The sequence below is a fragment of the Pseudomonas sp. H3(2019) genome (genome assembly GCF_007713465.1).
Taxonomy (GTDB): Bacteria; Pseudomonadota; Gammaproteobacteria; order Pseudomonadales; family Pseudomonadaceae; genus Aquipseudomonas.
Genome location: NZ_VMSG01000020.1, coordinates 49,484 through 69,590, shown reverse-complemented (window position 1 = coordinate 69,590; position 20,107 = coordinate 49,484). Strand labels below are relative to the sequence as shown.

Below are 20,107 nucleotides of genomic sequence, written 5' to 3'. Positions count from 1 at the left end.
CACTACCAGTTAATCTGTCGCGCATCGAACAGATTAACCCCCAGTTGGGCCTTGCCTAAGTATTCCAGACAGTCCATTGGCTTGGCCGGCATAACACTGCAAAAGAACGATTCGCGCAGGAATCGTTCCAGCGGTCGGCTACGATTCAATGTGCTCGCACCACAAATCTTAACCGCCGCCATTGCCATCTTCGGCGCAAGCTCACCGATGAAGTACTTAGCAGCATGCACAGCGGCATTCGCCTCTATCGTTCCGCGCCGTTGCACGATGAGTGTGCCAGCCTCATTCAGCAACGCTCGACCCGCTTGTAATTCAGCCGATAGCCTGCCTACTTCCTGATGGATCGCGCTAGATTCAAGTTGGGAAGGCGTGGAACGCACGGCCTCGGTGATGTGTTGCAGCAACGCAGTAGCAATCCCAAGATAAACACCGGTATAACCGGAAATCATCCAATGAGGCTCACGTACCAGCTTGAATAAAGACATCCCTTCGACTGCCAGAAACAAACGCTGGCGGGTCAAAAGCACATTTTCAAAAGTCATGCTGGCAGTCTGGGTACCATTCATGGCAAACCCGTCCCAAACTTGGCCGTAACGCACACCTTCGTCATTGCGACCGACCACGAAGTGGCTGATTTCGCTGTCGCTGTCGTTACCCTCAGGTTTTGCCGTTACTACGATATAGTCTGCAGCGCCTGCCAACGACACGAAAGACTTGTTGCCATTGAGCAGGAAGCCGCCTTCATGCGGGCGGTAATGTGTCTGGATACCTCGCAACCGCGCACCACTACCCAGCTCTGACGTCGCAGATGCAAACATCTTGTTGTGCGCTATCACCTCATCAAATACCCAGGAGCGAAAGGCATCCGCAGCCGCTGACAGCGATTTCCCCGCCGACTCACATAACGAGCCAAGCGCCACATTGTGCATATTGAATCCCAGCGCAGTGGCCGCGTCATACTGAGCAAGTCGCGCCAGAACCTGGCTATATTCCAAATAATTTAGACCCGCCCCCCCAGCCTCGCGAGGGATCAGCAACCCCAACAGACCAGACTCCTTGATCAGTTGATAGCTCTCGCTACTATCCGATTGTTGGTTATCTACCAACGGAGCCAAGTCGACCAGCCGTGTACCGATGCGATCCACCAACGTGAGAATTTCATCGATTTGATGTGGCAAAGCCATATGCGTTGACCTTATGTATATGATTCAAAAACTCTAGCGCTCAGTTCTCGACTGGCAAACCAGCCTGGCGCGCCACAAACCAGCCTGGCGCGCCACGCTGATACGTAGCAGATCGTTCGCCCCCGCATAGGTCATTGAAGCCAATGAACTGATGAGATCGATCGCCCGACCGGAATCGGCGATGTAAGAACGCACACCACCTAACTGGGCTGCCAACTGCGACAGCCGCGTAAAGTCTTCAGAAACCGATATCTTCACCATCGCAGCCTCACCACTCAATTGACGGATCGTCACTCCGGCATCGATGCGCCGCGCAATGCCGTAGAGCAGTTTTCGCGAACGGTAAAGGTACATGCTCATGTCGGCCACATGCCCCGCCACCAGGTGACTGGAGCTCATGGATCTACCGAAATGAGTTCGCTCCCGGCTCCACTCCACCGTCTGATCCAGCATCCTGCGCATGGGGCCTAGCGCATACCCCATCAGCAGCGCTCGTTCCCAGGTCGTGGTCGCGGTCATTACAGAGAAACCCGCCCCCTCGCCTCCCAACAGGCTGTGCTCTTCCAACCGCACACCGTCAAAGGTCAACACCCCCATCGGTACGCCGGGCAACGCGGTCTTGTCCAGCGGCTCACTGCGCACTACGCCCGCATCCGACAGGTCAACCAATGCGACTGATAAATCGAATGGTGATCGGCCCTTGCCGGTACGAACGAACACCAACGCGTGATCGGCTACCGGGGCGGCGGTAATGAAGCGCTTCTCGCCCGTCAACCGATAACTACCGTCCGCCTGACGTTCAGCCACGGTTTCCATCGACTTTGGATCACTACCGCCCTGCACTTCAGTCAGCGCGTGACACAACAGCGTCTCTCCGGTTTCCAGGCCTGCCAGTTGTTTGCACTGTTCGGCATTCAGCCAAGGCTGCATAGGCAATTGCATACCGAACAACTGTGAAGCCAGCGCATAGCAAAGGGCAGGACTCAGACCGCTCATGCCCAATCCTTCCACCATCGCGAGCTTGTTTGTCACGGTGCTATTGGAGGTGCGCAGCAGCCCTGTAGCCGCTGCCAGCAACCATTGCTCGCGGAACGTTTTTCCTTCCAGCGCAGGCAACAAAGCCTGCCCCTGGATGCAACTCTCCTGCACCGCTTGTTCAACTAACTTGTCTTCGTCTGCGAACAGCATCACTCGCCCTCTCTGTTATCGGCACAGACTCAAGCGAGCTCGACCAGGCTGGCCTCAATGACGGCCCATAGCGCGGCCGGCGTGCGAAATGAAGCCGCGACAACTTTGTTTTCGGGGAACGCTATCTCGAACTTTTTCTCAACGTCGGCGACAATGGATATGATCGTGAGAGAGTCCAGCCAGCCTTCCTCCAATAGCGCCGTATCCGGCACCACAATAAGGTCTGCACCTTGATATTGAGTCAGCAGATTCGAATGAATCAGCGAGCACAGCGTTTCAATGTCCTTCATTACTTATCTCTTCCATGTTTAAACTCAACAGGCTCAAAGCACGTCGATCTATTTTGCCGTTGGCAGTAGCTGGCAGCGTTCGTGCCATACGAACTCCATCCGGTTGCATCCTCTTCGGCAATGTTCCGCTCAAGCCGCGAACAATCTCATCACGACCTGTACTTGCACTTACCACATGTACCCAAATCTCGCAGTCAGGCGCTGTGCCATGGCGAGCTACAACGGCGGCAGTTTCAACACCCGGCAACGCCAATACCGCACTTTCTATGTCCAGAAGATCAATGCGGTGGCCGCGACGCTTCACCTGATGGTCTCGTCGACCTTGCAGATGAAAGCGACCATCCGCCGCCTGATACCCGATATCCCCCGTGCCATAGGCCAACCTTTCCACTCCATCGCGGAAGTACACTGCACGGCGGGCATCGCGACAGATGCCATCAACCAAATAACCAGCGAATACCGTCGGCCCCGCAACGAAAATCTCACCCTCCGACGCTGCGCGACCGTCGTCACCGATGATGTCGACTTCCACTCCATCAATCGCCCAACCGATCGACGGCAAAACTGTCTCGATACTCGGCAAGCTCACCAGTTCTGCGGTGCACACATTGGTTTCCGTAGGCCCATACAGGTTGTAGAACGGCAAGTCGGGGAATGCAGTCAGATAGCGCTTAAGCAGTTGTGGCGGGAACGGTTCACCCGCGTACAACGCAGCGCGTAGTGCAGACGGCCTCGCTTGTTCAATCCCGCCCTGCTGTAGCAGCATCTGATACAAGGCGGGTACTGCGTAGAACACTGAGATACACTGCTCACCCAGCCAGCGCGTCACATCGCGAGGAAAAGTCTTGAGATAGTCTGGCAACAGACAAAGACAGGCTCCGGCCAGTGCGGTCGAGAACAGATCGAAGGTCGTCAGATCAAATGTGAGTGCCGCTTGTGATCCAACACGGTCCTCACAGTCCAGAGCAACTGCGCGTGCCGCCCAAGTAGAAAAATGCAGGACGTTGGCATGAGTCAGGCATACACCCTTGGGCGCGCCGGTACTGCCTGATGTAAACAAAACATAGCCACCCTCGCACCCGACATGTCGACGTGGTTGTCCTCGCAAGGGGAACAGCCATAGATCGCCCACTGTGCGAGCGTCGCCAGACTGGCCATGTATGGAAACCAACCTGGTTGCTGCTGCCTGGCTTGCAGGGGTGGCCAATAAAAAATCCAGGTCGGCGTTGGCCAACATCCGTGCGCCCCGCTCCGCGGGGTCCTTGACATCCATCGGAGCGACTAATGCCCCCAGCCTTAATGCGGCATAAATGGCCACAACAGCGGCTGCGCTCTTCGCAATATAGATGCCTATTCGATCACCGGCATGCACGCCTTCTGCACGCATCAACTCGCATAATTTATTAACCGCTTCGTTCAGTTGTTGATAGCTAAATGACGCATCTTCCGCTTGTAGCGCGGGCCTCTGTGGATAGCGCTGTGCAGATTCAACCAGCGTCTGATCAAGCCGAATACAATCACTGAACAAGGTTGGCCTCTACTACTAATTTGATGTTCCCCGTCTTGGCATCCGGACGTTTTTGGGGGGGCGATAGTAGAAGCATTTCTCCAACCAGAGTGAGTGAACATTTTTTATAAACTCTATGCGGAAATGGAATACAAGATGGATCTGAAGAACTTGCGCTATTTCGTGGAAGTGACAGAGCATGGAAGCTTCTCGAAGGCATCCCACACTATTCACGTCACCCAATCGGCGCTTAGCAAAGCCGTTCAATTGCTCGAAGAAGAACTGGGTACGACGCTATTGGTTCGCAGCCGTCCAGGCGTGCCGTCACGCTTGACCCCGTCGGGCGAAGTGGTATTCCACCACGCCAAAGGATTACTGAACCGCAGCAAGCAAATGCTGACCGACGTAAGTTTGCTTAATAGCCTCGTCACCGGCGTCCTTCGGCTGGGGCTACCTCCTTTAGGTAGTACCGATCAAGTAGCGGTCGTGTTGACCGAGTTTCGGCGACGCTTTCCCCAAGTGGAACTCCAATTGCGTGAACAAGGAGGACAAGCCCTGGAAGAGGCCGTTCGCAAGGGCGAGATAGAACTGGCTATCAGTCTGCGACCAGAGGGCGACGACCTGGCTTGGCTTCCGATTTGTGAGGAGCCACTCGTTGTCGTCCTGCCGCCTCGCCACCCACTCGCCAGCCGCCATCGACTGACTCTGCCAGATTTAGCGCATCACCCATGGGTACAGCTACAGGGTGCCTCTATCCTCAATCACCGCATTAAGCACTGTTGCCCTGCTCTGGACGTCAGCCGTCTACAGACAGCCAAGAGCGACAACCTGGCCTTTTGCCTGTCATTAGTGGCCGCGAATGCAGGCCTGATGGTACTGCCCAGGCTATTGGCTCAACACCATATCCCACCCGGTGTGGAAATCATCCCGCTCGAATGCGCCGAACTGCAGTGGCAACTCGTCGTAATCTGGCGCAAAAACTCACAGCTGTCGGTAGCGGCACAACAATGGCTTGAACTGTTGGCAACCGACGCAGGCCAATAACCTGGCAAATCCTCGACGTCGCTCCCTGCGCCAAAAACAAAGGTCTGAACAGAAATGCCCCACCGCTTTTGCTGAACAGGTGTTGGCCGATGCACGGCGGGGTGTATATAGTCGCCCCCATTGCAACCCGCCGGCCCATTCCAAGGAAGAGAATGATGAGTGACCTGCACACCCTTACGGCCGCCGAACTGCTGGCCCGATTCGCCAGCCGGCAACTCACTCCCATCGACTATTACGACCAGCTCCTGACCCACATCGACCGCTGGGAACCGCAGATCAATGCGCTCTACGCCTTCGACCCGCAACAAGTGCGTCAGCAGGCCCAGGCCTCCACCGAACGCTGGAACAAAGGCCAACCCAACGGCGCCCTCGACGGTGTGCCGGTGACCCTCAAGGAACTGATCGCCACCGAGGGCCAGCCCATCCCGTTGGGTAGCGCCGCCACCCGCCTGACGCCGGCGCTGAAGGATGCACCGCCCGCCGCGCGCTTGCGTGAAGCCGGGGCAATCATCCTGGCCAAGACCACCGTTCCGGATTTCGGCATGCTCTCTTCGGGCCTTTCCAGCTTCCACGGCATCACTCGCAATCCATGGAACACAGCCAACAACACTGGTGGATCGAGTTCCGGGGCCGCCGCAGCCGCAGCCGCCGGTTACGGGCCTCTGCACGTAGGCACCGACATCGGCGGATCGGTGCGACTGCCCGCGGCCTGGTGCGGGCTGGTCGGTTTCAAGCCGACGCTGGGGCGCATCCCCATCGACCCGTATTACACCGGCCGCACCGCCGGCCCCATGACCCGCACGGTCGATGATTGCGTGTTGTTGATGCAACACCTGGCCCGCCCCGACTCGCGCGACGCTACCAGCCTGCCACCGCTCACCACGCAATGGAGCAATCAGTCGCTGTCGGTAAAGGGCCTGCGTATCGGCCTGATGCTCGAACCCGGTGCCGGCCTCGCACCTGAAGATTTCGTCTGTAAAGCCGTGGAGCAAGCAGCTCGGCTGTTCGAAGCCCACGGTGCCAAGGTCACAGTGATTGCGCCGATCATGGACCGCGCCCAGCTCGACGGCCTCGACCAGTTCTGGCGCGCTCGCCAATGGGCCGAACTGTCAGCCTTGAGCAGCGAGCAATTCGACAAAGTCTTGCCGTACATCCGCGACTGGGCCGCCCCTGGCGCCGATATCACTGGCGTGGAAGCCGTACGGGGCTTCAACCAGACCTTCGAAATGCGCCGCCGCGCCGCTCAGTTGTTCGACACATTCGACCTGGTGCTCTCCCCCACCAACCAGATCAACGCCTTTGCGGCCGACTGGCCGTCACCGAGCAATGACCCGCAGCAACCGTTCGAACACATCGTGTTCACTGTGCCCTGGAACATGAGCGAACAACCTGCGCTGTCGATCAACTGCGGTTTCGCCGCCGACGGCATGCCCATCGGGCTGCAGATGATCGCCCCGCGCTTTGCCGATCAATGGCTGCTGCAAATCGCAAAAACCTACGAAAACTGGCGTGGTGCAATCCACTGCTGGCCGAATCCTGCCTGACTTCGCCCCCTCAAGAACTCCCCTCCCACCTTGTTGCTCCGGGCCGTCCTGGCCAGAGCCCTATCGACCTAAAAGGCAATGGAATGCCCACACAACAATTGACACGACCCGATCCTGCACTCGACACATCACCTCCGGACGTCGGCAAGAAGAGCATCTTCGCTGTAGTCCTGGGTAACGCCGTGGAATTTTTCGACTTTGGTGTATACGCAACTTTTGCGGTGATGATCGGCCACACGTTTTTCCCGTCCGACAGTGCCTTCGTCAGCCTGATGCTGTCGGTCATCGCGTTCGGCACCGGCTTTATCGTCCGGCCCCTGGGTGCGGTACTGATCGGCGCCTACGCCGACCGCGTCGGGCGCAAACCAGCGATGCTTTTGACCCTGGTGATGATGGCTGTGGGCACCGGCAGCATCGCGATATTGCCCGGCTACGAGACCATCGGCATCGCCGCGCCAATCCTGCTGGTGGTCACCCGCATGATCCAGGGCCTGGCCTGGGGCGGTGAAGCCGGCCCCGCCACCACCTACATCCTTGAAGCGGCGCCCCCCCACAAACGCGGCACCTACGCCTGCTGGCAAGTGGTTGCCCAGGGCGTCGCCGCCATGGTGGCCGGGCTGGTGGGGTTCATCCTGACAAAAGTCCTGTCCCCGGAAGACCTCAATAGTTGGGGCTGGCGCGTACCGTTCGTGTTCGGCCTGCTGGTGTTGCCGATCGGTATCTACATCCGCCGCAATCTTGCCGAAACCTTCCACGGCCATAGCGAGCAAACCAATACCGTCGACCTGGTACGGGAAATAGGCGGCAAACACCGGCGCGCTCTGGTGTTGGGGCTGCTGATTCTTTCCGGCAGCACTATCACCCAGTACTTCCTGAACTACATGACCACCTTCGCCCTCACCGAATTGAAGCTGCCCACCAGCATTTCCATGCTCTCGACCCTGGTGGCCGGTGCTGCCATGGCTGTGTGCGCGGTGGCGGGTGGCATGCTCTGCGACCGCTTCGGGCGTCGGGTGACCCTGATGACGCCCCGAGTGGTGTTGCTGTTGATCCTGTTTCCGGCCCTGCAACTGATGACCGAGCACCCCAGCCCGGCGACCTTCCTGCTGACCCTGGCGGTCCTCTCGGGTCTGCATGGCATGAGCGGCGCAGCGTTGATCGTGCTGCTGGTGGAGAGCTTCCCGAAATCGGTGCGCTCCACCGGTTTCTCCATCGTCTACGCCTTCGGTGTAGCTGCGTTTGGCGGTACGGCGCAGATCATCATTACCTGGCTGATCGGCACCACCGGTGACCCGATGTCACCGGTCTGGTACCTGCTGATCGCTAACCTTGTGTGCCTGACCGCCGCCTGGTTTGCCAAGGAAACGCGTCCGTCGCTGCCCGAACGCCCCGCCCGCGAAACCCGGCTTGCAGAAGCCCGGGTCCGCTGATAAACGCGCCCCCGAGGCCTTCGCGGGACGGTTGCCTTACATTCGATTTGTATGGGATTTACCATGTATCCACGTCTTTTGCTGGCCGTTACTTTGGCATCCGGCACCCAGGCTTTCGCTCAGCCATTCTCCCCAGAGCAGACCCAGGTCAACGCACCTGGCTTTCTGGAAGGCAGTACCCTGGACCTGAATCTGCGTCACTACTATTCCAACCAGCACACCAAACGCACCACTCACCTGATCATCAAGAAACCCGGCGGCATCGAGCCCACCCGTATTCGCGAAACCTGGGTGCAGGCGAGCATGCTCAAGTACAGCTCCGGCTATACCCAGGGCCTGATCGGCGTCGGCATGGATGCAGGGATCTTCAGTGCCGTAAACCTGGAGCGCGGCCACGGAAAGGTGGCCAACGGCGGCGACCGGGTGCTGGTAGACGGCGACGGCGATGCGATTCCCACATGGAGTCGCCTGGGTATAGGTGATGTGCGTGTTCGCCTGTCCAACACCGAGCTCAAGGCCGGCCGGCTAATGACCGACAATCCGATCCTGCGTTACAAGGACAACCGCGCCCTGCCCTCCAGCTTCCAGGGCGTGGGCCTGCTCAGCAACGAACTCGACTGGCTGTCGATACAGGGCGGCAGCTTCGAACGGGCGATTCCGCGCACCGGCACCGGCGCCGAAAAGCTGACCACCACCTTCGGCAACCGCGCCTACAGTGGCGCGCGCATCAGCTACCTGGGGGCCACGGTCAAACCGGGTTATGGGCTGGAAGCCAGCGTCTACGCGTCGCGTTTCGAAGACATGTGGGACCAGACCTACGTCGGCGTTACGCACCGCATGGGCGACCAAGGTGATCTGGCCCTCAAGACCGCCTTCAACTACTACCACACCAGTGATTCAGGCAAGAAGAACCTCGGCTACATCGACAACAACGCCGCCAGCCTGGCCTTCACCGCCACTCACCAGGCCCATAGCCTGACGCTTGCCTGGCAGCAAGTATTCGGCAACGAGTACTTTGACTATGTGTGGGAATCCACTGGCAACTACATGGCCAACTCGTTATACGCGGACTACAACGGCCCCAACGAAAAGTCCTGGCAATTGCGCTACGACCTGGACTTCGCGGCCTACGGCGTCCCTGGTCTCACCGCCAGCCTGTGGCACGCCAAAGGCTGGGGTATCGACGGCACCCACTACAACGGCGACCGCGACGGCCACAATACCGGCTACAACGTGCGCGGCCTGGACGACGCGAAACACAACGAAAACGGCTTGATGCTGGGCTACACCATCCAGTCTGGAAGACTCAAAAACTCGGCGCTACGCACCATCATCTACAACCACCTCGCCAGCGGCGGGCAGATTGACGGCAGTTACGACGAGTTCCGCATCGTCGCCAACGTGCCGATCAACCTGTTCTGAGGCTCTGACAAACCCGCATCTAGCGGGGAACGCGTGGGTTCTGACACCGGAGGGTCAGCAGGTGCTTAAAGAGCACAGGGAACGGATGGATAGGCAGATCGCTGCATATCTGCGGCAGCCGCAAAATGCCCCCCCTGAAGCCGTATAGAGCCAACTGAGCAGCGGGCTGTTTAAAAACGCAACGTGGCGCCGGTGACAAGCCACTGTTCACGGTCGTTGTTCAGGTGGCGTCCGAGCACCAGATCGACATCGACCCGCTTGCCCAGATGCAGACGAGGTCCGGCTTGCCAGCCCTGGTCTCCGCCCTGCTGACCGAAGCGCTCGGCAATCAGCGTCAGGGATTCGGCCAGCGCGTATTCAACGCCTGTGCCCCAGGTCCAGCTGCGGCGTTGCTTGCCGTCGTCATATTCGTGGGTCCAGCCGGTGCTGACGTTCAGGCGCAACGACTCGACAGGTTGATACGTCATGGGCAGAGTCAGGTCGGCGCCATCGAAGGAGTGGCGGCGGTTGAGGGCAAAGTTCGCGCCTGCGGCAAGGGCCACTTCCAGCCCCAGTTCGTCATCGCTGAACACCTGTGCCTTGATCTTCGGGCTGACTTGGGTCTCCCTGTCGCCATCGTCGTGGCCGTGGGACACCGCGGCGCCGAACTGCACCGAGGGCAGCGCCTTGAACGTGCAGTCCTGGGACAACTCCGTTTCATGGTTCGATTGTTGGTGGCGCTGGCTTTTGTACCAGACGTCGACGTTGCATTCGCCGGGGGCGTTGATCGAACCGTCGTCGACCACATAGGGGCCGCCGGCGGCGTGGGCTTTGGAAGCGAGAGTCAGCAGGAGGGAGACGCCAACGGCCACACCGACAAACACCAGGTTTTGCCGCATGACCCCGCGTTTGTGGGGAGACAGATCTTGAAGAAAAGCAGTGAATGAACCGGCCTCAACGGCCTGTGCAGTGGTTTTCGAATGGGCGGTCCGGACGGTGCGGCAAGGAGTGTAGTTTGGCATGATCGACCTTGAATACTTGTTCACGAAAACGCTCCTCATGTATATGGCGAGGAGGGTTTGCGACGGTTAAGGTTAATGTCTTCAACAATAAGTCAGCGTTCAGGTATTGAGAGTTACAACTAGGTTCTTCGGTCATCTTCGATGCTCCTGATCTTTCATTAACGGCCATAACAAGGCACGACTACCCAACTTGGCCGGACAGAATTTATTTCAATTTGTGACAACTTTATTTCATCCGAAAACGTCTACCACCGGCAACCCAGCCCACCTTGAAACCCATACAGGCCGCCACCAACAGCGTTCACTATCAAAAAACCAGTTACATACTCTGATACATATCACGAAACATCAGCGCACTTATTTCTGATAGGCGCACGCACAAACAAACACTATCCAAGTGCTTGATCAGCGATATCTTCTCAACTAAAGAGTCGTTCTTCGGATGCGCCGGAGTATATCCACCGAGTTACCGACTTGTCCGCACCCAACAGAGCACGCGCACTGTTTTCTGAATAATGTTCAGGTAGCCGACAGAAAAAACAAGTGAACTTATTAGTTACCGCAGTCGAAAGCAAAGCCCCCCTCCTGTTGCCAGGAGAGGGGCTTTATTGCTTGCGCAAGGCCCGTGACACAGTCACTGGCCTGAGCCGGCTTAGAGGGTTTTCTCGTCGATACCGGCTTGCAGCACCTGGGTCTCGTAATGGCCTCCGGCGCTCAGCGGGCCGAGGTTGAACTTGCGATCCTTGGCCGTGGCGGCGTCAGGCGTTTGGGTGAGTTCGTCCTTGGCGCCGGTCGCCAGGTTGACCGCTGACTTGGACAGATTGAGGCCAACATCGGCCCGGTAGTCGCTGCCGCTGAGGCTGGTACTGGTGACCCTGGAGCCACCCAGATCCACTGAACCTTCCTTGGCAGAAATCCGTGCGCCGGTCAGTTGTGTTTCTCCGCCGACCCGAAGGTCGACACCTTGGCTGCCGCTGATGCCGGACGCCTGGGTAACGCTGTTTTTGCTGGTGTGGCTGACGTCCAGGTACAGCGTCGGGGTGTACGAGGTTGCACCGCTCTTGTCGCCGAACAGCGCGCTTTGGGTCGCGTCGGCGACCTTGCTGCCGGTGGAGTCTTTCGCGTTGAGCGAGTAACTGCCACTGCGGGTCAGTGAGTCCTTGGCCGAAGCCAGCCCCTCGACACTTTTGTCGACGGCGGTTTCCAGCTTGTCGCGATGGCTGTCGAATGCCTCCTGGGCCTTGCCCTCAACCTTGTCCTTGAGCGGACCGGTGGTCTTAGCCAGTTTTCCGACGGCGCCCGGCTGGTTCTTCTCCGCGTTCAAACGCAGATCGATACCAACCTTGACGCCGCTCTCATGGTCTTGACGGCTTTCGACCGTAAGATCACCGCCGACCTGGCCGCTGACCTGTTTGGCATCGATGCGGGCACCGGCCAACCGGATGTCGCCTGCGCTGTTCAGCACCACGCTGTCGGCCTGGATGTGGCTATTTTTCTGGGTGGTGCCGGTGCGGTTGTCGACGTCGATTTTCGCCCGCGCGTCAAAGCCGTGGCCGCTCTTGGTCACGTCCTGATCGTTAGTCGCCGACGGTGTGGACTTGCTCGCATTACCGCCAGCGCCGAGGGTCAGCCCCCAGTTGTTGATGGCCTGAGTCGATTGCGCCGACGCCTGATAGATCCCGCCTCGTTGTGCATCAAGGGTCACACTTGGCGCATTGACCTGAGTGCCTTGCAGGTGGATCGCGTCAGCAGCGCTGGAGCCGCTGCTCAGCAGCACCGGGCCCTGACTGTTCAGGCTGCCACCCTTCAGGCTTTGGCTGTTTTCGCCAACCCGGCCGATGTTGAAATTGGCACTCAGGTTGCCGTTCAGGCCACTGCTTTGCTCAGTGCTGCTTTTACCGCCGCCGAGATTGAGGCCACCACCCAGATTGCTGCCATTGGCGCTGTGAGTCTGCGTTGCGGCTTGCAGATCAAGCTTGCCGCCGGCGTTCAGCGAAATGTCAGCCGCCTTGTTCACCACCGTGCCGATGGTGGTGCCTTGCAGCACTTGATCGCCACCGCTGCTCAGTTGCACCGGACCTTTGCCCTGAATGCTCGCGACCCGGGCCTGGCTATCGTCGGTCTGGTTGGCCTTGTGATCGAGTTGGAAACCGGCGCCCAGATTGACGTTGCTGCCTTCGGCGCCGGGGTTGGTGCCGACCGTCAGCGAGCCATCGCCACGCAGGCTGGAGGTGTTGCCGCTCTGATGGTCATTGGCCTGATTCAGCGCCAGATCGCCGCCGGTCTTGATCGCCACACCGCCTTGCCCACCGTCGAACTGACTGCCTTCGTACTGGCCGTCACTGTGCAAATCAATTTTCACGCCCGAATTGCCGGCGTAGCTGCCAACCACGGCTTTGGAGCTGGTCTCGGAAGTCTGACTGCTACCGCCCGCCCCGCTGCCGCGAACGTTCACGTCTTCGCCGGTGGTGGTGTAGACGCGAACACCCACTTTGGCATCCACCGATTGCTCGCTGCTGCTGTGAGTGTTGGCGGCGGCCGTCGCGACCTGACTGTCAGCCTTGATCGTCAACGCGCCGTCGGTTGCACGGTATTGGCTGCCCTGATCCTTCAATTCACCGGCCACCTGAACATCAACAGCCCCGCCTTTGAACTGGCTGACGACCGCGCTGCTGTTTTGCTCGGTGCGGCTTTTGTTCGAATGACCGACCTCGACATCGATGCCGACATTCGGCTGCGTGAGGTTATCCAGCAAGCCCGGTTGCTGAACCTTGCTCTGGGCCACGCCTTCAATGGCTTTGGCGATGGGACGGGCAATGCCTTTGTACTCGACGTTGGCACCGACATCGACCGACCAGTTGTTCTCTTTGTGGGAACTGCTGTCAGTGTTATTGGCAGCCTGATTGTCGACCCGCCCCGCTGTGACCTGAAGCGTCGAACCGGCGGCAACCTGCGCGCCCTGGGTGGTCAGCGTACCGTTGCCGGCGTTGATCTGCAGCTTGCCGCTGCTCTCGACACCGGTGGTGCGCGCTGTGGTTTTGGCGATGTTGTCCTGACTGCTGCCGTGGGCGAAATCGACGCCGCTACCGGCGCGATCCAGACCACCGGTGTAGTAGAAACCGCCAGCGTTGCGAGTGGTGTCTGTGGTGCTGGAGGTGCTGTCGTGTTCAGCCAACAGCGTAACGTTCTGCCCACGGAGGCTGACATCCCCGGCACTGGCTTTGACCTTGGCGCCTTTGAGGATCAGGTCGCCGCCCGCCGCCAGTTCGACGTTGGCGCCGGTCAGGCTCGAGCCCTGTTGACGGGTGTCGTTGGCAGTGGTGGTTTGTTGCTTGTCTTCATAGTGAATGCCGGCGCGGTACTGACCGGCACCCGGCGCATTCTCCTTGGCGTAGGCGTCGAAACCACGGTTCTGGCTCGAGGTGCTGCTGTCGGAAGTGTTCTGCGCCGAGCTGACTGTCAACTTGCCCGTCGCGTCCGCACTCAGCGAACCACCGGCCGAGACTGTGGCGCCGACCACATCAATGTCCTTGGCGCTCTTGAGCGCAAGGTTACTGTCGGAGCTCAGCTGACTGCTGACGGTGGTGCTGCCCTTGAGGTTCTGGCGGTTTTCATCCTTGGCAATGCCAAAGAATTTGCTGTCCTTGTCATGGCTGTTGCTGTGCGAGGTGTTCTGTACGCCATCGATGGTCAACGAGCCTTTGTCGCTGATGACACTGGCCTCGGTCCGGCCACGCACCTGGCTGCCGCTGATGCGCACGTCGTCAGCCTTGACGATCAACTTGCCGTCGGCGTTGATCTTGCTGCCCTGATTCAGGGTCTTGCCCTGATCGGCATCGCCGGTCTTGCCGAAGAACCCGCCACCGACCAGATCGCCCGAGTAACCGTTCCTGGTGCTGCTTTGCGTACGGCTGGCGCTGCCGATCTCGACCTGTTTGCCAGCGAGGTTAATGTCACCCTTGCTGATCAGCTCCGCGCCTTGGGAGGACAGCAACTCGCCGCTGCTGATGGCAATGTTTTTGCCGGCCTTCAATTGGCTGGTGACACTGCGCTGCTCTTCGCTGCGGTTGTCCCAATCGGCTTTCCACAGGTGTTTGCGGTGCTTGCCCTGATCGGTCTGGGTGCGGGTTTCAGTCGCTGCCGTGAGAAGCAGATCAGCACCGCTGTCGACCTTCAGGGTATCGCCGGCCTCGACCTTGGCGGCCTTGAGTTCGGTCCTGGCGCCGGCCTTGAGTTCGGCAGTGTGACTGGCCACGACCTGGCTGCCGTGCTGGCGCGAGTCGCTGTCGGTCTGGGTCCGGTCGTAGGTTTCCCAGGTGATGCCGATGGTTTTGTTGTCCCAGCTCTCACGTTTTTCCTGCAGCTTGCGCGTTTCGACACTGCTCAGCGTCAGGTTGCGCCCGGCGTCGAGTTTGACGTTGCGGCCACTGACATCTGCCGCCGCCAACGTCAGGTCCTTGTCACTGCGCAACGCGACATCACCCTGGCTGCTGCGTACCGCGCTGCGGGTAACGTCGAGGCTGTTGGGCAGCGCCTGGCCGCTGATCTGCAAGTCACCCGCGGATTGAATCTTCACCCCGTCACGGCCTTCAACCTGGACCGGGCCGACCCGCACACCGGCGCCTTCGGCGGTGCTGACAATGTTGATGCGCCCGGCTTGCATGGCGCCGAACAGGCTGGCATCGATGCGCGAATCTTGAGTGTTGCCGGCCGGGTCGACGTTGCGCACCTGGCCGCTCGCGTAATCCAGCTGATTGCGGCCGGCAGTCAGGTTCAATTGGTCGCGCGCATCGATGCGGCCCTGGCTGTCGATGCGCGGGGCGATCAGGTTGATGCTGCCTTCGCGGTTCGTCAGGCCCTGGCCCTGGATCTGCAAATTGCCGGTGGCGTCACGGGTGTTGAGCCCTTGCAATTTACCGTCGTTCAGCTCGGGACGACCGACCACCAGGTTGGCATTCGGGGTGTTGATGAAGCTGCCGCCATTGACCGAGATACCGTTCGGGTTGGCCAGCACGTAGTCGGCCGAGCGCCCGAAAATCTCCTGCGCGCCATTGAGGGCCGAGGCGTTACGGCTGATCACTTCGTTAAGGATCACGCTCGCAGCCTGACCCTGAAACTGCGGGTTGGCAGCCAATTGCCCGGCGAGTTGCGACTGCCCGGCTTGCAGCGCGTTGTTCAGCACCAGCCCCTGACGGTCGACGTTGTAATCGAGAAACTGGTTATGCGACAAACCGGCGCCATTGGGCGCAACGATATTGACGATCGGCACACCGGCCTGATTTTGCAGCTGCGGGGTGCCGCCCGGACCCGGCGCGACCGTCAAGCCACCGGCAAACGCCTGAGGCAGCTGGGCCGCGAGGAACAGGCTGGCAATCGCCCAACGCAGTTTGCCCCGAGGAGAAAGATGAAACGCGAACTTTTCTATCGGCATGAGAACCTCTCAATAAATTAGCTGAATCCAGTTGCGCGTTGGGGAGTACGCCGCTGCTGTCGCGCTCAGATACATCGGCTGTTTCAGGCTGTCGGGGGTGGCGGTTTTCATAGCTGCAGGCCCAGGCGCATCAGCCAGACGTCTGGCTCACGGGCAAATCTGGTGGGGGTATTGAGGCTGCGCTGGTAATCGATGTCGACTTGCAGGTTTTTCCAGCTCAGGTTGAGCCCGGCACTGGCACCGCTCAGCCGTTGGCCTGGAGCACCGTGGTCGGTCTTGAGCCATCCGTTGTCCAGGCCAAAACGCGGGGTGATTTGCACGGGCAAGCCGCTGTTGAGCGGCAAGCGCAAGGTGTTGCGCCAGATCGCCCCGCTGGCGCCGGATGCGCTGTTTTCGCGGTAGCCGCGGACAGCGGAATCATCGGTGCCCAGCAGTTGTTCGATGGCGGGAAGCGGATTGGGGCTGTATTGCAGCGAGAGCTGGCTCTGCCACTGCCAGGCTTGCCCGGTGAACTGGCCATCGCGCCACTGGCTGAGGTTCGCCCGGTATTTGCGAAACTGCGCCTTGGGCAGGTTGCTGTTCTGACGCTGGGCATCATCGTCCGCTCCCAACCAACGCAGCCCCTGGGCATAGTTGATGTCGAGGTTCCACACCGCGCTGTTGAGCCAGAACAGGTTCAACCCGGCTTCGGCCACGGTCAGGGTCGGGCTTTGAATGTCCAATCGAGTACTTGCGAAATAACTGTCGACGTCCTTGTGCGCCAGTTGCAGGTTGGCGCTGAGCTGATGGCCCTGATCGCGCCACAGCACACGGTCGGCACGCAGGCTCACCTGATCGGTTCGACCGCTGCCATAGAACGTGCTTTGGGGCAATTTGTACGGTGCGCGGTATTCGGCATGGCTGGCGAACAGGCTGTACGTCCAGTAACCGTAAGGAATCGCGTAATACAGGCTGGCGTTACGGCTGTAGCGCGGGCCATGGTTGAGGCTGTCGCTGAGATTGACGCTGAGCAGGTCGTTGAGCTGCAACGGGCTGTCCAGACTCAGGCTCAACGTGTCGCGATCACGTCCAGTGCTGGCGCTGCCGAGGTTGTCCAGGCCCAGCCCCAATGCCCAGCGCGAGGCGATGCTGCTGCGTGAACGCAAGATGATTCGCGAGGCGCCGGGCTGGCTGCCGGGGGCGACGTCGGCCGTCAGATCGAGCGAACGCAAGCGGTTCAACTGATCCAGGCCCTGTTCCAGATCACGCAGGTTCAGCGGCTTGCCGAGCATATCGGGAAAAGCCCCGCCCAGTGAGACCGGCAAGCTCTGATCCTGCAGCTCGATGGACTCGACATAACCTTCATCGACCCGGATATCCAGCGACTGGCCGGCCGCCGGAGCGCTGACCAGGTACGGCCGACTGGCGATGTATCCAGCCTCCACATACAAGCGAGTAATAGTCGCCAGCAGATGATTGATCTGGCCAACACCCATGCATGCAGCAATTTGCGGTTTGAGCCGTTCATTCAGCTCGCGACTGTTTAATAAGGTGACGCCGCCAATGCGCGTCCCGCTCAGCGGCCAGCAACGTTCATCGGCAGTGACCTGTGCGGGCAACGCCGGGGTAACCGGCGCCGGGCCAAAGCTTCCGCGCTCCAATTGCCGGCGGCGTTGTTCCAGTTGCAGTTGTTGCAGGTCGAGTTGTTGCTGCTGTTGCTGGCGCAGGACTTCCTGGCGGGGGGCCGAGGGTTCTGCGGCGTGGAGCGGAGCAATGTTCAGACTCAGGCTCAGCAGCGCGGCCAACAAACGTGGAAAGAACGGGGTGGAAAAACGCGGGACAACGGAAAGCGAAAACGGCACTCAACATCCTTGCATTCGATTAACCGGCCTAATGCCACGCTATCAATAAGCGTGATAGTCAGACCCGGACTACACAAATGCAAGGCACTGCCTACGCAGTATTTAATAATTAAACATCGCTACAGTTTTCGCCGATCAAGCCGTGCGCCGCCTACATCCGCTCAAGAACACCGCCAGCACAGCACAGATCAACAGCGTCCAACCCAAGGCCTGGCTCCACGCCGCGAGCATCAGTCCAGCGCCGATCAGCAGGTAATACATCAAGCCAAACAACGCACCGGCGGTGCCCAGCCGATCGCCATAACCGGTCAACGCTGAGCCGAGAATGTTCGGAATCGCCATCCCGAATGCCAGAACCACCAGCAGCATCGGCGCGATGAACCAGACACTTTCGCGCAATCCCTGGACCCCCAGCGCGCCGAGCAATGCCGCGATGGCCGCGATGACGATCAATTGCGTGCCCTTCACGCCGCGTTTGAGCAAGTGTTTGTTCAACCCCGCCCCCAGGCCTGATCCCAGTGCTAGAACCACACCGCTATAGCCGAACAACTCAGGGCCCAGTCCCAATCGCTGAAACTCGAAGGGCCCCAGGCTGTAATAGCTGAACAGCGCGATGTTGAACACCGCCACTAACAACGCCGCTCGCCAGATCGCCAGGTCTTGCAGCATCTGCCGCAAGGTCCCGAACAACGGGGGTGTCGAGACGTTGGCCGATCGGGTTTCCGGTAAGCTCCAGGCACTCCAGCCGAACAGGATCAATGCCAGCGTCAGCAGACAAACCAACACGCCTCGATAACCAAACCCGCTGACCAGATTCGCCCCGACAAACAGGCCCAACGCCGGACTGATGGCCAGGGCCATGCCCACCACCGAAAACACTCGGGCCAGATCCGGACCATTGAAGCGGTCGCGCAACAGGGTTTGCGTCACCACCGAACCGACTGCAGCACCGAAGGCCGCTAGCGCTTGCGCCACCAGCAGACTACTGAAGGTACTGACACTCAGCGCCATCACCGTGGCCAAGGCATATAACGCCAGACCACCAAGCATCGACGGTCGTCGACCGATGTGATCACAGGCCCGTCCCCACACCACGACGCCAGCGGCGAACGCCAGGAAATACACCGACAGAAGCTGTGCGGCAGCGGCAGGCGTCACCCGGAATGCCTGACCGATATCGGCCAGCGCCGGACTGTAGAGGGTTTGTGCTATCTGCCCGAACATCAGCAAGGCAATGGCCAAGCGCAACAGGTTGTTTGAATTCATCACGGCTTGCTCACCTGAAAGACTGGCGATGAGTTTAAGAAGCCGTCACTGACGTATTATCCTGATCCGGACAATAAACCACTGAAATCGGACAACTTCATGGCCTGGCTTGAAGCACAGACACCCTTCGACCCGGACGCTCATGAGGCCGATGTCATCGGCATTGCCGCAAACCTGGGCGACCACGACTCGGGGCTGCACCAGCATGAGCGCGGGCAATTGCTGTTCACCCGCCAGGGCTGCACCCGGATCACTCTGGCCGGGCAACTCTGCCTGCTACCCCCCTCGCGCGCGGCGTGGATTGCGCCCAGGGTGAGACATCGTGCGGTGATGCAACACAGCGTTGATTACCGGTCCATTTACCTGACACCACAACTCTCGACTCAATTACCCCATCACGTCTGCGTGATCGAAGTCAGCCCGTTGCTGCATGCGGTGTTGGAGCCGATTGCCATGGCCCCTTTCAACACCGACTGGCGTCACGGCAAGTTCATGCATTTGCTGGGGCTGTGCCTGAGTGAAATCCGCGAAGCCATCCACCAGCCGATGTTGCTGCCCTTGCCTCAGGACAGACGCCTGGCACCCTTGCTGAACGCCCCCGATCAACTGCCACCGCCATTGCAGGTACTGGTGACGATGGTCGGCGCCAGCAGCAAAACCATCGGGCGGATTTTCCAGCGGGAAACCGGCATGGGGTATCAGCAATGGCGACAGCAGTGGCGACTGATGCGCGCCATCGAACTGCTCGCGACCGGCCGCAACATCAGCTACAGCGCTTTTGAACTGGGCTTTGCCAGCGACAGCGTGTTCATCGCCTTTTTCAAGGCCATGACCGGCAAGACGCCTGGCGCGTATTTCAAATAGTCATCGGCAACCGACGAGTGGCCGGAAAATTCAATTGCAAGAAAATATTACTAGCGTCATATTACGTCCGTAATAACGACTGATATCCCATAGGG

General features: G+C 59.4%; 13 protein-coding genes. 5 read left to right on the top strand and 8 right to left on the bottom strand.

All coding sequences use genetic code 11. The features are described 5' to 3' along the window. Positions 1 to 2: 2 nt before the first annotated feature. The 4 genes from FPT12_RS19710 to FPT12_RS19695 are packed head-to-tail and all read right to left on the bottom strand — an operon-like array spanning position 3 to position 4,190. Entirely contained in the window at positions 3 to 1,184 is a 1,182-nt protein-coding gene (locus FPT12_RS19710; RefSeq protein ID WP_145018839.1) for an acyl-CoA dehydrogenase family protein, read from the bottom strand. Positions 1,185 to 1,217: 33 nt separating this feature from the next. Next, positions 1,218 to 2,372 carry an acyl-CoA dehydrogenase family protein gene (locus FPT12_RS19705; protein ID WP_145018836.1) on the bottom strand — a complete coding sequence of 385 codons (1,155 nt, stop codon included), beginning with the start codon at positions 2,370 to 2,372 and terminating at the stop codon, positions 1,218 to 1,220. 29 nt (positions 2,373 to 2,401) lie between these two features. After that, positions 2,402 to 2,662 carry a phosphopantetheine-binding protein gene (locus FPT12_RS19700; protein ID WP_145018833.1) on the bottom strand — a complete coding sequence of 87 codons (261 nt, stop codon included), beginning with the start codon at positions 2,660 to 2,662 and terminating at the stop codon, positions 2,402 to 2,404. Beyond that, entirely contained in the window at positions 2,649 to 4,190 is a 1,542-nt protein-coding gene (locus FPT12_RS19695; protein WP_145018830.1) for an AMP-binding protein, read from the bottom strand. Before FPT12_RS19695 ends, FPT12_RS19700 begins: the two co-directional genes overlap by 14 nt. Positions 4,191 to 4,283: 93 nt before the next feature. On the opposite strand from FPT12_RS19695, the gene FPT12_RS19690 reads away from it, so the two are divergent. The 4 genes from FPT12_RS19690 (at position 4,284) to FPT12_RS19675 (ending at position 9,609) form a co-directional block, all read left to right on the top strand. Then, positions 4,284 to 5,213 (top strand): LysR family transcriptional regulator, encoded by a 930-nt coding sequence (locus FPT12_RS19690; protein ID WP_145018828.1) that lies wholly within the window; start codon positions 4,284 to 4,286, stop codon positions 5,211 to 5,213. Positions 5,214 to 5,368: 155 nt separating this feature from the next. Continuing rightward, on the top strand, positions 5,369 to 6,757 hold the full coding sequence (locus tag FPT12_RS19685; RefSeq protein ID WP_145018825.1) for an amidase: 1,389 nt from the start codon (positions 5,369 to 5,371) through the stop codon (positions 6,755 to 6,757). Between the two features lie 83 nt (positions 6,758 to 6,840). After that, on the top strand, positions 6,841 to 8,187 hold the full coding sequence (locus FPT12_RS19680) for a citrate-proton symporter (RefSeq protein WP_256676823.1): 1,347 nt from the start codon (positions 6,841 to 6,843) through the stop codon (positions 8,185 to 8,187). A 63-nt stretch (positions 8,188 to 8,250) separates the two neighbouring features. Continuing rightward, on the top strand, positions 8,251 to 9,609 hold the full coding sequence (locus tag FPT12_RS19675; RefSeq protein ID WP_145018822.1) for an OprD family outer membrane porin: 1,359 nt from the start codon (positions 8,251 to 8,253) through the stop codon (positions 9,607 to 9,609). A 170-nt stretch (positions 9,610 to 9,779) separates the two neighbouring features. Here the strand turns inward: FPT12_RS19675 and FPT12_RS19670 are convergent, their stop codons facing one another. The 4 genes from FPT12_RS19670 to FPT12_RS19655 form a co-directional block, all read right to left on the bottom strand. Then, the gene (locus FPT12_RS19670; protein WP_256676821.1) at positions 9,780 to 10,610 is read right to left on the bottom strand and encodes a hypothetical protein; all 831 of its coding nucleotides are present in this window, start codon (positions 10,608 to 10,610) and stop codon (positions 9,780 to 9,782) included. A gap of 652 nt (positions 10,611 to 11,262) precedes the next feature. Next, entirely contained in the window at positions 11,263 to 16,041 is a 4,779-nt protein-coding gene (locus FPT12_RS19665; protein WP_145018816.1) for a hemagglutinin repeat-containing protein, read from the bottom strand. A gap of 107 nt (positions 16,042 to 16,148) precedes the next feature. Next, on the bottom strand, positions 16,149 to 17,882 hold the full coding sequence (locus FPT12_RS19660; RefSeq protein WP_145018813.1) for a ShlB/FhaC/HecB family hemolysin secretion/activation protein: 1,734 nt from the start codon (positions 17,880 to 17,882) through the stop codon (positions 16,149 to 16,151). Positions 17,883 to 18,017: 135 nt separating this feature from the next. Continuing rightward, positions 18,018 to 19,148: an MFS transporter gene (locus tag FPT12_RS19655; RefSeq protein WP_145018810.1), complete on the bottom strand. Its 1,131-nt coding sequence runs from the start codon at positions 19,146 to 19,148 to the stop codon at positions 18,018 to 18,020. 99 nt (positions 19,149 to 19,247) lie between these two features. Between FPT12_RS19655 and FPT12_RS19650 the strand changes: the two genes are divergently transcribed. Then, complete coding sequence (locus FPT12_RS19650; protein WP_145018807.1) at positions 19,248 to 20,012, top strand: helix-turn-helix transcriptional regulator; 765 nt, start codon at positions 19,248 to 19,250, stop codon at positions 20,010 to 20,012. The last annotated feature ends 95 nt before the right edge of the window (positions 20,013 to 20,107 follow it).